Source organism: Streptomyces sp. NPDC007157 (assembly GCF_040634235.1).
In the GTDB taxonomy this organism is placed as follows: Bacteria; Actinomycetota; Actinomycetes; order Streptomycetales; family Streptomycetaceae; genus Streptomyces.
On sequence record NZ_JBEYFE010000008.1, the window covers coordinates 205,517 to 220,886 of the forward strand.

General features: G+C 72.1%; 11 protein-coding genes and 1 tRNA gene. 9 read left to right on the plus strand and 3 right to left on the minus strand.

Annotated elements, in window-relative coordinates:
• Positions 1-57 precede the first annotated feature (57 nt).
• From ABZ642_RS17415 to ABZ642_RS17425, 3 genes are all read left to right on the plus strand, one after another.
• A complete protein-coding gene (locus ABZ642_RS17415; RefSeq protein WP_360483974.1) occupies positions 58-1,524 on the plus strand; it encodes an MFS transporter in 1,467 nt (488 codons plus the stop codon).
• A 68-nt stretch (positions 1,525-1,592) separates the two neighbouring features.
• Positions 1,593-1,766, plus strand: a complete 174-nt coding sequence (locus tag ABZ642_RS17420; RefSeq protein WP_360483977.1) for a hypothetical protein — start codon at positions 1,593-1,595, stop codon at positions 1,764-1,766.
• Positions 1,767-1,769: 3 nt separating this feature from the next.
• On the plus strand, positions 1,770-2,003 hold the full coding sequence (locus tag ABZ642_RS17425) for a hypothetical protein (RefSeq protein WP_006136074.1): 234 nt from the start codon (positions 1,770-1,772) through the stop codon (positions 2,001-2,003).
• On the opposite strand, the gene ABZ642_RS17430 is transcribed toward ABZ642_RS17425, so the two are convergent.
• Complete coding sequence (locus ABZ642_RS17430; protein ID WP_360483980.1) at positions 1,982-3,193, minus strand: glycosyltransferase 87 family protein; 1,212 nt, start codon at positions 3,191-3,193, stop codon at positions 1,982-1,984. The two genes, ABZ642_RS17425 and ABZ642_RS17430, sit on opposite strands and share 22 nt — an antisense overlap.
• Before the next feature lie 113 nt (positions 3,194-3,306).
• On the opposite strand from ABZ642_RS17430, the gene ABZ642_RS17435 reads away from it, so the two are divergent.
• Positions 3,307-3,379: transfer RNA gene (locus ABZ642_RS17435), tRNA-Ala, on the plus strand.
• 173 nt (positions 3,380-3,552) lie between these two features.
• On the opposite strand, the gene ABZ642_RS17440 is transcribed toward ABZ642_RS17435, so the two are convergent.
• Both ABZ642_RS17440 and ABZ642_RS17445 read right to left on the minus strand, forming a co-directional pair.
• Positions 3,553-5,163, minus strand: coding sequence for an NADH-ubiquinone oxidoreductase-F iron-sulfur binding region domain-containing protein (locus ABZ642_RS17440; protein ID WP_360483983.1), 1,611 nt, complete (start codon positions 5,161-5,163; stop codon positions 3,553-3,555).
• Complete coding sequence (locus tag ABZ642_RS17445) at positions 5,160-6,458, minus strand: cytochrome b/b6 domain-containing protein (RefSeq protein ID WP_360483986.1); 1,299 nt, start codon at positions 6,456-6,458, stop codon at positions 5,160-5,162. Before ABZ642_RS17445 ends, ABZ642_RS17440 begins: the two co-directional genes overlap by 4 nt.
• Positions 6,459-6,884: 426 nt before the next feature.
• On the opposite strand from ABZ642_RS17445, the gene leuS reads away from it, so the two are divergent.
• The 5 genes from leuS (at position 6,885) to ABZ642_RS17470 (ending at position 15,365) form a co-directional block, all read left to right on the plus strand.
• Positions 6,885-9,764: a leucine--tRNA ligase gene (gene leuS / locus ABZ642_RS17450; protein ID WP_360483989.1), complete on the plus strand. Its 2,880-nt coding sequence runs from the start codon at positions 6,885-6,887 to the stop codon at positions 9,762-9,764.
• Positions 9,765-9,916: 152 nt separating this feature from the next.
• Positions 9,917-10,645, plus strand: coding sequence for a hypothetical protein (locus tag ABZ642_RS17455; RefSeq protein ID WP_360483992.1), 729 nt, complete (start codon positions 9,917-9,919; stop codon positions 10,643-10,645).
• 72 nt (positions 10,646-10,717) lie between these two features.
• The gene (locus tag ABZ642_RS17460) at positions 10,718-11,563 is read left to right on the plus strand and encodes a DegV family protein (protein WP_360483995.1); all 846 of its coding nucleotides are present in this window, start codon (positions 10,718-10,720) and stop codon (positions 11,561-11,563) included.
• 131 nt (positions 11,564-11,694) lie between these two features.
• A complete protein-coding gene (locus tag ABZ642_RS17465; RefSeq protein WP_360483998.1) occupies positions 11,695-12,798 on the plus strand; it encodes a ComEA family DNA-binding protein in 1,104 nt (367 codons plus the stop codon).
• Positions 12,795-15,365 carry a ComEC/Rec2 family competence protein gene (locus tag ABZ642_RS17470; protein WP_360484001.1) on the plus strand — a complete coding sequence of 857 codons (2,571 nt, stop codon included), beginning with the start codon at positions 12,795-12,797 and terminating at the stop codon, positions 15,363-15,365. Before ABZ642_RS17465 ends, ABZ642_RS17470 begins: the two co-directional genes overlap by 4 nt.
• The last annotated feature ends 5 nt before the right edge of the window (positions 15,366-15,370 follow it).

The following is a 15,370-nucleotide window of genomic DNA, read 5'->3' on the forward strand; positions in this document are numbered from 1 at the left end:
GTACCAGCATCGGTGGGCTCTCGGCACCCGTACCGGCCCCTCGCCACGCTCGGACACATGACGACGACATCCCGGACGGGACCAGGCCCCGCACCCGCTCGAACCCCTGCGAAAAGTGAAGCACCCGGCACTGACAACCGGCCCCGGCTGCTCCTCGCGGTCGTCCTCGCGGCCCTGTTCATGGCCGTGCTGGACGTCTTCATCGTGAACGTCGCGGCCCCCACCATCGGTTCCGAACTCCACGCCTCCGGCGCCGACCTGCAACTGGTCGTGGCCGGCTACGCCATCACCTACTCCGTGCTGCTGATCACCGGCGCCCGCCTCGGCGACCGGCTCGGCCACGGCCGGGTCCACCTCGCCGGACTGGTGCTGTTCACGACGGCCTCGCTGGCCTGCGGCCTGGCCCAGGGAGCCACCGAGCTGATCGTGTTCCGGCTGGTGCAGGGCGCCGGGTCGGCGGTGATGATCCCGCAGGTCCTCAGCATCATCCAGCGCACCTTCACCGGCGAGGCCCGCATCCGGGCACTCGGCGCCTACTCGGCGGTCCTCGCGGTCGGCGCCGCGGCCGGACAGATCATCGGCGGCGTCCTGGTCGGCGCGGACCTGTTCGGCACCGGCTGGCGGCCGGTGTTCCTCGTCAACGTGCCGGTCGGCGCCCTACTCCTCGTCCTCGGCAGGCGCGTCCTGCCGCCGGGCACCGGATCCGGGCCGGAGCGGGCGCGCGGCCTGGACCTGCCCGGCCTGGTCCTGCTGGGGGCCGCCGTGTCGCTGCTCACGGTTCCACTGGTGCTCGGCCAGGAGGAGGACTGGCCGCTGTGGTCCTGGCTGTCCCTGGCGGCCGCCGTGCTCCTGTTCGCGCTGTTCTGCGGCTACGAGGTGCGGCTCGCCAGGCGCGGCGGCGCCCCGATCGTCGCACCCCGGGTGCTGCGCCACCCCGGCATGGGCCTGGCCGTCTTCCGCATCCTCGCCGTCATGGCCGTCAACGCCGGGCTGCTCTTCACGCTCACCCTGCACGTCCAGAGCGGCCTCGGCTACGGCGCGCAGCGCGCCGGACTCACCTTCGCGCCGACCGCCGTCGTCTTCGGCGCGGTCGCCCTGACCTGGCGCAGGTGGCCCGCCTCCTGGCAGCGGGCGCTGACCCCGGCCGGGTTCGCGCTGACCGCGCTGTCCGTCGCCGGCGTCGGGCTGGCCTTCCACGGCGGCGACGGGGGCGCGTGGCTCTATGTGGCGTACGCCGGCGTGGGCGCGGGGCTCGCGCTCGCGTTCAGCCCCACCCTCACCGGGGCGCTCGCAACCGTGCGCCCCGAGGACGCGGCGGACGCCAGCGGTCTCCTGGCGACCGTCACCCAGCTCGGCCAGCTCATCGGCGTCGCCGCGTTCGGCACACTGTTCTTGAACCGGCTTGAGTCACTTGGGGCGCCGCGGGCGTATACCTCTGCGGAGGCGCTGTCAGCCTGCGCATGGGCGCTCGCCGCGACGGCGGCCGCGGGTGCCGTGTCCGGACTGGTACTGAGGCGTCGCTGACCGTATTGGTCCGGCCGTGGCAGAATCAAACGGCCGGAAGGGGGCGCGGCCCGACGGGAGGAGTAGCGATGCCTGCGAGCATCCATGAGGAGGGCGGCCACCTCCTCGGTGCGGCGTTGATACGGGACACGATCACCCGGCTGCTCTGCCCTTCCTGCGGTTCCGTGGATGTGGCCCAAGTACTGGGCGACAACGGCGGGATCTCCTACGTGTGCACGGCCTGCGGCCACAGCTGGAGCTGATCGATGGGTGCACACAGGCGGAAGTGCGACTGGTGCGGGAGCGGCACCCCGATCGTCCGCGACATGGAGCCGATCAACCCCGACTACCAGTACTGGTGCGAGGAATGCGCTCGGGCGCTGATCATAAAAGGCGACCCGATCGAGACCTACCGTGAACTGGAGGGCGAGCCGATCTACGGCCGTCTTCTCGAGGAGCACTGCACGCTCAAGCGGTTCTACTCGTTCGTCACGGCCTGAGCGGCGCCCGGCTTCGGCAACGATGTCCGGGCGAGCGCGAGGAACAGCAGTCCGGTGACCGCGTAGAGCGCCGACAGCGTCAAGTCGACGGCGTTCTGGTGCAGTTCGGGCCGTCCGTACCGATGTGGCACCCACCACAGGGCGTACGAGCAGAAGACCAGCAGCGTGCCGGCGGCCGCCGCCCGGTAACCGCGCGTCCACAGCAGCAGCACCACGGGCACGCACCACACCCAGTGGTGCGACCAGGACACCGGACTGATCAGCAGCGCGGTCACCGCACACCCGGCCACCGCCCAGCCCCGCCGGCCGCGCAGCTCCGCCGCGACCGCCACCGCGAGACCCAGGACGGCCGTCAGGGCCGCCACTGCGGTCCAGAGCACCCCCGGCTCGGGAGTGTGCAGCAACCGCGCCAGAACGCCGCGCAGGGCCTGATTCGCGGTCTCCTCGGCCCGCCCCACCCGTCCCGTCCGGAACACCATCCCGGTCCAGAACCGCCACGAGTCGTAGGGCAGGACGGCCGCCGCCAGCAGGGTCGCCCCCGTGAAGGCGACGGCCGCCCCGCGTGCGTGTCGCAGCCACGGCCCGCCGTCCCGTCCCTCGCGGCGCGCCATCAGGCCCGTGACGAGCAGGAACACCGCGAACAGGGCGGGCGTCAGCTTGACCGCGGCCGCGAGCCCGACGCCCACCCCCGCCCAGCGGCCCGGACGTTCGGCCGGAGGCCGTGACAGATCCCACAGGATCAGCACGGCCAGCAGCAGATTGACCTGCCCGTAGCGCACGGTCGTCCACACCGGCTCGCACCACACCGCCGCCGCCGCGACCCACAGCACGCCCTCCACGCGCGCGTGCCCCACGAGCCGCAGCGACAGCGCCACGAACACCACCAGAAGAAGGAGGTTCCCGGCCGTCGCGAGCGTCCGCATGGTCGTGACGTCCGGCAGCGTCAGCGGGGTGAACAACAGTGCCGCGAACGGCGGGTAGGTGGACGGCAGATGAGCGGCCGTCGTACGCAGTGCGTAGAGGTCGCCGCCCGAGAGGACGGTCGCGCCCTCCGCCCGGTAGACCATCAGGTCGATCATCGACACGTGCGCGGCCCGCTGAGCCACCCAGAACGCCGTGAACGACAAGAGGCAGGCCCCCAGGGCCGCCGGCACCCGGCGCCGGGTCTCGGAGAACACGATCACGGTCACGAAGTCCGACACTAGCGCCCGTATCCGCACAGAACGGAAACGATTTGGTGGTGCACCCGGTCGACCGTGTAATGTTGGCGTCGCCGCCAGGGAAACCAGGCGGAGCGAAACGCGGGGCTATAGCTCAGTTGGTAGAGCGCCTGCATGGCATGCAGGAGGTCAGGAGTTCAATTCTCCTTAGCTCCACAGAAGTCGAAGGCGGACCGTCCGGATGGACGGTCCGCCTTCGGCGTTTTCGGGAGACATTCGGAAACATCGGAAACGGGCGCCGGGAAACAGGTGTCACATGTAAGGCGGGCCACCCGACCGGGTGGCCCGCCTTACATGTGGTGCTGGTGCTGGTGCTGGTGCTGGTGCGATCAGCGGCCGAGGGCGCGGCGGCCGCGGCCCTGCGAGAGGACCGGCAGGTTCTTGGCCGGCGCCTGGGAGCGGGTGTCCTCCTCGAGGCGCAGGGCGAGCGCCGGGCAGCGGCGGACCGCGCGCAGCGCCTTGGCCTCCGCGAACCGCGGCACCTTCGCCTGCGCCACTGTCGGGAAACCGTCCGCGCCCAGCTCGAAGACCTCCGGGAGGATGTCCGCGCACAGGCCGTGGCCCCGGCACAGCGTCCAGTCGACGTAGATCTTCTGACGGCTGCCGCTGCTCTCCTCGGGCTCTGCGCCGCCCGGGATACCAGCCGGCATCTTGCCGTCCTCGAAGAGCGGCAGAACCCCTTCCACGGGCCGTCCGCAGCCGTTTCCGAGGACATGCGCGGCCAGGTCGTCGGTGAACGCCTTGATCGTCGACTCCAGGAACATCGCGGAGCCGTCCGGGTGCGAGCACGCGCCGCGCCGCTTCACGTTCTTGGCGACCTGCTTGAGCGCCTCCAGGGCGGCCGGTCCGCCGCCGTTGAGGATGTCCTCCATGCCGCGCGCTGCCGCCGGCAGGCCGAGGTAGCAGGGACCGCACTGTCCCGCGCTCTCCTCCGCCAGCCACTGGGCGACCCGCAGCGACTCGCCCAGCGGGCAGGTGTCCTGCGTGATCGGCAGGATCGCGCCGGCGCCCAGTGCTCCGCCCACCGCGTCCAGGGAGTTGCGGGAGACGATCGCCTCGTTGACCGTCGCCGCGTCGATCCACTTGCCGTGGTAGCCGCCGGTCAGCACACCCTGCGGCACCGGCGGGGCGCCGGCCAGCTGCAGGACGTAGCGCAGCGGCACCCCGGTGGGCACCTCGATGACCATGGGGCGGGCGACCGCGCCGGAGACCGTCAGCATGACGGTGCCCGGCTCGTCGTACAGGCCGGTGTTGCCGTAACGCTCCGGGCCGATACGGGCGGCGATCGCCAGCTGCGCGAACGTCTCCGCGTTCGACAGCAGCGTGGGCGCGCCGCCGACACCGTTCTGGGAGGCGCTGGTCTTGCGACCGGGCGGCACCGCCGGGCCGCCGTCGATCGAGCGGATCAGTGACGCGGCCGCGCCGGTGACCATCCGGACCGGGTTGCGCTGGACGAACGCCTTCAGCGCCGAACGGCGGCCGGTGCTCAGACCGCGTTCGGCCAGCGCCTGCTCCATGGAGCGCTGTGTGGACTCCCGGGTGACCCCCACCACGAGCGTGCGGGCACCCAGCGCCTCGGCGCACAGCAGCGCGCCGTCCAGGATGAGGTGCGGGGCACGGTTGATCAGCACCGTGTCCTTGCGGCAGGCCGGCTCGTCCTCGCTGCCGTTGACGACGACCACCGGCCGGACACCGCGTTTGATCGCCGCTTCGGCGACCGAGCGCAGCTTCTTGTGGAAGGGGAAGCCCGCGCCGCCGCGGCCCTTCAGGTTGATGCGTTCGGAGAGCTGCGCGAGTTGCTCCCCGCCCAAGGGTTCGAGCGGCCCGTGCACCTTGAGGTGCATGGGCAGATCGAGTCTTTCGACAAGGTCGAAGCCCGACGTGAGCTGCGGAAGGCCGACCACGCGGACTTCTGGGACGTCGGGCAGGGCCTCGTTCACCTATAGCCTCCGGAAGGCGTGTTCCAAGGTTCGCCCGAACCCGGTGCGTCGAAGGACGCGCCGGGTGCTGGTTCGTTGGCGGGACCGCTGTTGTACGTGTCGTTCGAGTTGTACGTGCCGTAGCCGCGGTTCGTCTCACCCGTGTCGTACACATCACGTCCGCCCGGTCCGCCGGTGCCCGGATTGCCATAGACCGGGATGTTGTATCCGGTGTCCTGGAGTGGGTCGTACGCCGACGGGGGCGCCTCGCCGACCGGCGGCGGGGACGGGACCGGCCAGCTGCCCGAGGTGCTGCCGGGGCCGTCCATGCGCGGGATGGCCTCGGTGGCCTGGAGGTCCAGCCGCTCCATGTGCGCGGTCTGCCCGGCCGCGAACGGCGACTGGGGCTGGGGCTGCCCGGGCGCGGAGGTGGCCCGGTAGGCGGCCGCGAAGCCGGAGGCCGGCTCGGGGGTGGGCACCCCGGTCGGGAACAGCGGGTTGGGCTGCGGGGCCCCGGCGCCGCCCCGCGAGGCCCTCGGCTCGCGTTCGCGTCCGCTGTCATAGCCCGGCAGGCCGGACTCGCTCACCCGGGCTCGGCTGGCGTCCAGCTCGTCCAGGTCGGCGCGCTCCGAGCTGCCCAGGATGGAGACGAGACGGTCGGCGACCTTGCGCTTGAACGGGCGCGGGGCGGCGCGCAGCGCCAGCGCGCCCATCACGCCGACCAGGCACAGCTCGTACGAGACCATGAAGAAGGGCTTCGCCGCGCGGCCCGCGAACAGGCCGTGGATCAGCGCGGCGCACCAGGCCGGGTAGGCCAGCATGTGCATGGCCCGCCAGCGGGCCGCCACCACGGCCGGGGCGGCGAAATTGCTGCGCAGCGCGCCGGTGACACCTACGAAGATCATCAGCAGTCCGGCCAGCGAACCGAGTCCGATCAGGCCGGCGCTTCCGGTGACGCCGAGCGAGAACGGGATGATCGCGGCGATCACCACGGTGTGATCGAGAGCGATCTTCGTGACGATGTGCACCAGCAGGAACGCGATCGAGGCGACCGCGGTCGTCCGGTGCACCGCCTGGCCGACGATCCGCTGGCGGGTGTTGAGGAAGATGCGGTCCTGTGCGACCAGGCCCCAGATCACCGAGCAGCTCAGCGAGACGAGCGAGAGCACGCCCGCGCCGAAGTTCAGGAACGATTGGAACTGGCTGCCTCCGGTCAGCACGACCACGGGTATGAGCAACAGAACGACAGCGGACGCCACCCCCCAGGCCGAGCGGCCTGGCTTGGGGAGCGAGCTGTTACTACGACGAGGGTTCATGGGGGCAACTCCGAGCAGTTCGGGAAAGCGGTCCCGGTGCCGCAGCCTAAGTGGCGCCATACCGATCAGTACGAGGTTTGAGTTATTGCGTTGTTATCAAAGGGCAATGCGGGTCTTGCGGTGTCCCTTAGTGGTTGTTACGCGAAGTAATTTTTGAACCTGGTTCAACTCTCGTCCCGGTTGTCGCCTTAGACGTACGTGTCAACCGTTGATACGTAAGCGCGTCGCGGCTTGCTCAAGTGCTGCGGTACCCTGACGCCATGCGTGCCGTACGCCTTCTGCTTAGCGGGCCGCGCTGATCAGTCCCGACCGCCGGACCAAACGGCCGGTCGGCATCGGCGCGGCGTCCCCTCCTGTGCGAGGGGATTTTTCGTTTCTAGAAAGTCACAGCCGCAGGCAGAGACGATCGATGGAGCTTTGAGGATCATGAGCGAGACGAACCCCGCTGCCGCCGCCACGTCGGCGGAGGCCGCGCCGCACCGCTACACGGCCGCCCTGGCGGCCGAGATCGAGGCACGCTGGCAGGACTTCTGGGACGCCGACGGCACCTACGCGGCCCCCAATCCCAAGGGTGACCTGGCCGGCGACCCCGAGCTGGTCGCCAGGCCCAAGAAGTTCATCATGGACATGTTCCCGTACCCGTCCGGGGCGGGACTGCACGTCGGCCACCCCCTGGGCTACATCGCCACCGACGTCTTCGCCCGCTTCCAGCGGATGAACGGCCACAACGTCCTGCACACCCTGGGCTTCGACGCCTTCGGCCTGCCCGCCGAGCAGTACGCCGTGCAGACCGGCACGCACCCGCGTGTGTCCACCGAGTCCAACATCAAAAACATGAAGGCCCAGCTGCGCCGGCTGGGCCTGGGCCACGACAAGCGCCGGTCGTTCGCCACGATCGACCCGGAGTACTACAAGTGGACCCAGTGGATCTTCCTGCAGATCTTCAACTCCTGGTACGACGACGAGGCGAACAAGGCCCGCCCGATCTCCGAGCTGATCGCCCAGTTCGAGTCCGGTGAGCGAGCCGTACCGGGCCACACGCGCGCGTGGAACGAGCTGACCGCGGCCGAGCGAAGCGACGTCCTGGGCGAGTTCCGGTTGGCCTACGCCTCTGACGCGCCGGTCAACTGGTGCCCCGGGCTGGGCACCGTGCTGGCCAACGAGGAGGTCACCGCCGACGGCCGTTCCGAGCGCGGCAACTTCCCGGTCTTCAAGGCCAAGCTGCGCCAGTGGAACATGCGCATCACCGCCTACGCCGACCGGCTGCTGGACGACCTGAACGAGCTGGACTGGCCCGAGGCCATCAAGCTGCAGCAGCGCAACTGGATCGGCCGTAGCGAGGGCGCCCGCGTCGACTTCCCGATCGACGGCGAGAAGATCACCGTCTTCACCACGCGCCCCGACACCCTGTTCGGTGCGACCTACATGGTGCTGGCCCCGGAGCACCCGCTGGTCGACGAGTTCGTTCCGGCCGCCTGGCCCGAGGGCACCCACGACGTGTGGACCGGCGGCCACGCTACGCCCGCCGAGGCCGTGGCCGCGTACCGCGCGCAGGCCGGCGCCAAGTCCGACGTGGAGCGGCAGGCCGAGGCCAAGGACAAGACCGGCGTCTTCACGGGCGCGTACGCGACCAACCCGGTCAACGGTGACAAGGTCCCGGTGTTCGTCGCCGACTACGTGCTGATGGGCTACGGCACCGGCGCGATCATGGCTGTCCCGGCCGGTGACCAGCGCGACTTCGAGTTCGCGCGCGCCTTCGAGCTGCCGATCGTCTGCATCGTCGAGCCGACCGACGGCCGCGGTACCGACACCTCGACGTGGGAGGACGCCTTCGGCTCGTACGACGCGAAGATCATCAACTCCTCCAACGACGACATCAAGCTGGACGGCCTGCCGGTCGCCGAGGCCAAGGCCCGCATCACCGAGTGGCTGGCCCGCAAGGGCATCGGCGAGGGCACCGTCAACTTCCGGCTGCGTGACTGGCTGTTCAGCCGCCAGCGCTACTGGGGCGAGCCCTTCCCGATCGTCTACGACGAGGACGGCGTCGCGCACGCGCTGCCCGAGTCGATGCTGCCGCTGGAACTGCCGGAGGTGGAGGACTACTCGCCGCGCACCTTCGACCCGGAGGACGCGGACACCCAGCCCGAGACGCCGCTGTCGCGCAACGAGGAATGGGTCAACGTCACCCTGGACCTGGGCGACGGGCCGAGGAAGTACCGCCGCGAGACCAACACCATGCCCAACTGGGCCGGTTCCTGCTGGTACGAGCTGCGCTACCTGGACCCGCACAACGACCAGCGGCTGGTCGACCCGGAGATCGAGCAGTACTGGATGGGTCCGCGCCAGGGCCTGCCGCACGGCGGTGTCGACCTGTACGTCGGCGGCGCCGAGCACGCGGTGCTGCACCTGCTGTACGCCCGTTTCTGGTCGAAGGTCCTGTACGACCTGGGGCACGTCTCGTCCGCCGAGCCGTTCCACAAGCTGTTCAACCAGGGCATGATCCAGGCCTACGTCTACCGCGACGCCCGCGGCTTCCCGGTGCCCGCCGCCGAGGTCGAGGAGCAGGACGGCGCCTACTACTACCAGGGCGAGAAGGTCACCCGGCTGCTGGGCAAGATGGGCAAGTCCCTGAAGAACGCGGTGACTCCGGACGAGATCTGCGCCGAGTACGGCGCCGACACGCTGCGCCTGTACGAGATGGCGATGGGCCCGCTGGACGTCTCCCGGCCGTGGGACACGCGCGCGGTGGTCGGCCAGTTCCGGCTGCTGCAGCGGCTGTGGCGCGTCATCGTCGACGAGGCGACCGGTGAGGTCACCGTCACCGAAGGCGACGCCGACGAGGACACGCTGCGTGCTCTGCACAAGGCGATCGACGGCGTCCGCCAGGACCTGGAGGGCCTGCGCTTCAACACCGCCATCGCCAAGGTCACCGAGCTGAACAACCACCTGACCAAGGCGGGCGGCGCGGTGCCGCGTACGGTCGCCGAGCCGCTGGTGCTGATGATCGCGCCGCTGGCCCCGCACGTCGCCGAGGAGCTGTGGCGCAAGCTGGGTCACACCGACTCGGTCGTGCACCGGGACTTCCCGGTCGCCGACCCGGCGTACGTCGTGGACGAGACCGTGACCTGCGTCGTGCAGATCAAGGGCAAGGTCAAGGCCCGCCTGGAGGTGTCGCCGGACATCTCCGAGGAGGAGCTGGAGAAGGTGGCGCTGGCCGACGAGAAGGTCGTCGCGGCGCTGGACGGCGCGGGGATCCGCAAGGTGATCGTCCGCGCGCCGAAGCTGGTGAACATCGTCACGGCGTAACGGCCACGGGCCGCCTTCGGGTGGTCCCCTAAGGGCAGGTTCGGGGTTTTTCTGGAACTCCGGGCCTGCCCTTTGCGTTTACCGTTGAAGAGGGCGGCCGCCCCTGCCGTGCTCGGAAGCGGTCGGGTGGCCGTCAGCGGAGGAGGAGCACCGTGGAAACAGTGATCGCCGTATTCGCCGTGCTCTTCCTGCTCTTCGTCGCGGGCGGGGCATATCTCACGTTCAAGGCGGTCGGCGCCGCCAAACGCGGTGTGGACCGTACGATCACGCAGGCCCGGCGTACGGTCGAGGACCACACGCTGCGCGCCAAGTCCATGGTCCAGATCGGCCCGGCGGCCGAGATCGCCCAGCTGCGGCTCACCCTGCGCACCTCTATGCGGGCCACCCAGGACGCGCTGCACGCCGGCGCCGCCGAGGACGAGTCGCTGAAGGAGTCCCTCGGTCTCTTCCAGCGGCTCAGTGTGCACGGGCAAGAACTGGACGGCGAGCTCAGGCGCCTGGAGTCCGAGCCGGACCGGGCCACGCTCGCCGCCCGGCTGCCCGAACTGCGCCGGCGCACCACACGCGTCACCGAGTCCGCGGACGCGTTGCGGTGGGCGGTGCGTGACCGGGCCCACCGGTTCGCCGACGACGATCTGGACACCTTGAGCACGCAGATCGGCGTCGAGGCGGACGCCCTGCGGCACTGGACCCGTCCCGCCCCCGCACCCGAAACCCCGCCGTGGCCCGATGCCGCCGTCGGCCAGGGCGACCGCCAGACCTGGCCCGAGGCACCCCGGTCCGCCGCGGCCGAGGAGCCGGCGCAGCCCGCTATCACCCCGCCCGGGCGACGTCAGGCCTACCCCTGGCAGAAGAAGCCCCGGCCGGAGAGCACCACTTGACACGGCCGGTCCTGGTCGGGGCGGGCGGGGGTGGGCTGCCGCCCCTGGGCTACGCCAGGTAACCTCCAGCTCATGTCCCGCCATGTCGCGATCGTCACCGATTCAACGGCCTACCTGCCGCCGCGGACGATGGAGCGCCACGGCATCACCGCGGTTCCCCTGACCGTGGTCCTCGGCAACCGGGCGCTCGAAGAGGGCACCGAGATCTCGACCCGTTCCCTGGCCCAGGCTCTGCAGAAGCGGCGCTCCGTCACCACGTCCCGGCCCAGCCCCGAGGTGTTCGCGGAAACGTACCGCAAGGTCGCCGAGTCCGGTGCCACCGGCATCGTCTCGCTCCACCTGTCCGCGGAACTGTCGGGTACCTACGACGCGGCGGTCGTCGCGGCTCGCGAGGCATCCGTCCCGGTGCGGGTGGTGGACACCGGGATGGTCGCGATGGCGCTGGGCTTCTGCGCGCTCGCGGCGGCCGAGGCCGCCGAGGCGGGCGGCACCGCCGACGAGGCCGTCACCGCGGCGGAGAAACGCGCCGCCGGCACCTCGGCGTACTTCTACGTCGACACCCTCGACTATCTGCGCCGTGGCGGCCGCATCGGCGCGGCGCAGGCGCTGCTGGGTTCCGCACTCGCCGTGAAGCCCCTGCTCCAGCTGGACGGCGGCCGGATCGAACTGCTTGAGAAGGTACGGACCGCGTCCCGGGCCATCGCCCGCCTCGAGGAGCTCGCCGCCGAGCGTGCGGGCGGCGCCGAGGTGGACATCGCCGTCCACCATCTCGCGGCCCCCGACCGGGCCGCGGCCCTCGCCGACCGGCTGCGGGCGCGGGTGCCGGGGCTGGCCGAGCTGCATGTGAGCGAGGTCGGTGCGGTGATCGGCGCGCACACCGGACCCGGGCTGCTCGGTGCGGTCGTCTCACTGCGGTGACCTGTGGATCAGAGGGCGGCCGCCTCGCCGCTCTCACCCGTGCGGGTGGCGAAGTTATCCACAACCGGGCCGTGATCCACGGAACTTGAGCAAGATCATCGTGAATCGGCGGGAAGCCCCATCCTCGTCGCATGGCACTTCGATCACGCTCACACGAGACACATGCGACCAGTGGCCCGGGCCGGGGCCCCACCTCCGACGGCCGGACCCGGCACCGCCGGTCCCCGGTCCGGGTCCGCACCCGGCACCGCCCGGCCCCGGCGGAAGAACTGCGCCGCCGGGCGGAGCTCCTCTTCGGCGAACGGGGAGTCACCAGGCCGGAGCCGGGACACGGACCCCCGCACGCGGGAACGGTGACCGGTACCGGTACGGCGGCCGGACTGACCGCGACCACCTCCGGGCTGCGCACCGCCGCGTCCGGGGTGCGCACCGCAGCGGCCGTACTGTCCACGGCGGCGGCCGTGATGTCCTCGGCCCGTGCGCTCGCCGACGAGGGCACGGCCCTGCGCGAACCGGCGCTCCCCAAACTGCGGGCCCGCGTCGGGCTCGCCGTGCGGGAGCGGATGCCGGTGTGGCTGCAGACCCGCTGCGGGCTGGAACGCCGGGGCGCCGTCGCCCTCGGGGTGGTCCTCGTCGTGGCCACGGCCCTGGCCGTACAGCACTTCTGGACGGGCCGGACCGAGCCGGTGAGCGCACCGGAGGCGGTGCGCGCCGAGGCACCGTACGAGAAGAGTGAGGAGAAGGTTCCGGCCGCGGGCACCGGTACCGCCGCGGCGCCCGCCGGGCCGGCGGGGCCCGGCGGCGAGGTCGTCGTGGACGTCACCGGGAAGGTGCGTGAGCCGGGGGTCCACTCCCTGCCGGCCGGGTCCCGGGTGACCGACGCGCTACGGGCGGCGGGCGGGGTGCGGCCCGGTACGGACACCGGCGGACTCAACCGCGCCCGTTTCCTGGTGGACGGCGAACAGATCGTGGTCGGGGGCCCTGCCCCGCCGGCCGCCCCGGGCCAGGTGACAGGCGGTGCCGCGACGGGAACGGGCCCGGCCGCCCCGGTCTCCCTGAACACGGCGACCGTGGAGCAGCTCGACGCCCTGCCCGGGGTCGGCCCGGTACTGGCCCAGCACATCGTCGACTACCGGACCGAGCACGTCGGTTTCCGCTCGGTCGACGAACTCCGCCAGGTCAAGGGCATCGGTGACCGCCGCTTCTCCGACCTGCGGGATCTGGTCCGGCCATGAGCCGTGCGAGCGACGGAGCGCCGCCGGGATCCGTGACCGTACGCCGGGCCGTGCACGCCGGCTCGGGCAGGCTCGGGACCGCGCACCCCCGGCAGGACACCGCGGCCGACCTGCGGCTGGTGCCGCCCGCGCTGGCCGCCTGGGCGACCGCGGCGCTGACCCTGGACGCGCCGCCGGGGTGGACGGCCGGGACCGCCGGCGTCTGCCTGGTCGCCGGACTGATCCTGCTGTGGCGGAGCCGGGCGAGCCGCCGGCCCGGCACAGTGACCAGCAACCCCCCGGCCTCCGGGCCGACTTGGCGGAACACCTCCGTCGGTGCTCTGCTCCTCTGTGTCGCCGGGGCCGCCGCCTCCGCGGGGCTGCACGGGGCGGACGTGCGCCGGGGACCGGTGCCCGGGCTGGCCCGCGCCTACGCGACCGTGACCGCGGAGGTGGAGCTCACGGGCGATCCGTGGGTCAGCAGGCCGCGCGTGCGGGGTGACCATGCCACTCCGGTCGCCGTGCTGGTGCGGGGCGAGGTACGGCGGGTGGAGAGCGGCGAGGGGACGGCGGTGACGACGAGGTCACCGGTGCTGATGGCCGTCGACCCCGGAGTGCGGGCGCCGGGTGGCGGTGGCCGCGCGGAGTGGCTCGGGCTGCTGCCCTCCACGCGGCTGCGGGTGAGCGGGCGGCTGGCACCGGCGACGGCCGGCGGGGACCGGACCGCGGCGATGCTGCGGGTGCGGGAGCGTCCGGCGCCGGTGGTGGTGGGCGAGCCCAGTGGGCCGCAGCGGCTGGCCGGGCGGTTGCGGGCCGGGCTGCGGGAGGCGACCGAGGGGCTGCCCGAAGACGCGCGGGCGCTGCTGCCCGGGCTGGTCGTCGGGGACACCTCGCGGATCACCCCCGAACTGGACGAGGCCTTCGAGCAGACCGATCTCGCGCACACCCTCGCGGTGTCGGGCAGCAACCTCACCATCCTGCTCGCCCTGCTCATCGGACCGCCGGGACTGGCCCAGCAGGTCGAGCGGCGCGGCCTCGCCCCGCGCCTGGGGCTGTCGCTGAGATCGACGGCGCTGTTCGCGTCGGCACTCACCCTCGGATTCGTCGTCGTGTGCCGGCCGGACCCCAGCGTGCTGCGGGCCGCGGCCTGCGGAGCCGTCGCCCTGCTCGCCCTGGCGACCGGCCGTCGCAGGTCCCTGCTCCCGGCACTGGCGACGGCGGTTCTGCTGCTGGTGCTGTACGACCCGTGGCTGGCACGCAGTTACGGCTTCCTGCTGTCGGTGCTGGCCACCGGGGCGCTGCTGGTGCTGGCGCCCGGCTGGAGCGAGGCGTTGCGGCGGCGCGGGGTGCCGGAGCGGCTGGCCGAGGGCCTGGGCGCGGCCGCCGCCGCGCAGGCGGTGTGCGCGCCGGTGGTCGTGGTGCTGTCGGCGCGGGTGAGTCTGGTGGCGGTGCCGTGCAATCTGCTGGCCGAGATCGCGGTCGCGCCGGCCACGGTGCTGGGATTCGCGGCGCTCGCGGCGGCCCCGGTGGCGATGCCCTTGGCCAAGGCGCTGGCCTGGTGCGCGGGCTGGCCGGCCGGGTGGATCGCGGGGATCGCCCGGACCGGGGCCGCGTTGCCGGGTGCGGGCGTGGACTGGCCCGGGAGCTGGGCGGGGGCGCTGTTGCTGGCCGGGGTCACGGTGGTCGTCGTACCGCTGGGGCGGCGGTTGCTGCGGCATCCGTGGTGGTGCGGGGCGCTCGGGGTGCTGCTCATGTTGCTGGTGGTGCGGCCGGCGCCGCTGACCCGGGTGATCACGGGCTGGCCGCCGCCCGGCTGGCGGCTTGCCATGTGCGACGTCGGGCAGGGCGACGCGACGGTGCTCGCGGCGGGCGCCGGCACGGGCGTGGTGGTCGACGCCGGGCCCGATCCGGCACTGGTCGACCACTGCCTGCGGGAACTCGGCATCACCCGCGTCCCGCTGGTCGTCCTGACCCACTTCCACGCCGACCACGTCGGTGGGCTGCCCGGGGTGCTGCGTGGGCGGACGGTGGCGCAGATCGAGACGACCGGGTTCGAGGAACCTGCGGAACAGGCCGAGTTCGTACGCAGGGAGGCGGCCGAGCACCGGATCCCCCTCACGCACGCGGTCGCCGGGGAGCGGCGCACCACCGGCGGGCTGGACTGGCGGGTGCTGTGGCCGCCCCCGGATCCGGCACCGGAACCCGACGGGCCGAACGACGCCAGTGTCGCCCTGTTGGTCCGTTCGGCCGGACTGCGGATGCTGCTGCTCGGAGACCTCGAACCCCCGGCCCAGCAGGAGCTGCTGAGATCACCGGCGGCCGCCGGACTGGGCCGGGTGGATGTTCTGAAAGTGGCCCATCACGGGTCCGCGTATCAGGATCCGCAGCTGCTGCGGCTGGTGGCACCCCGGGTGGCGCTCATCTCGTGCGGGTCGGACAACCCGTACGGGCATCCGGCGCCCGACACGGTGGCGCGGCTGAGGGCCGCGGGGGCGGTGGTGCTGCGGACCGACCGGGACGGAGCGCTCGCCGTGACCGGCGGCCGTACGGGACGGGAGGCGGGGGAGCTGGCAGTGGCGCGAGACTGAGGGCA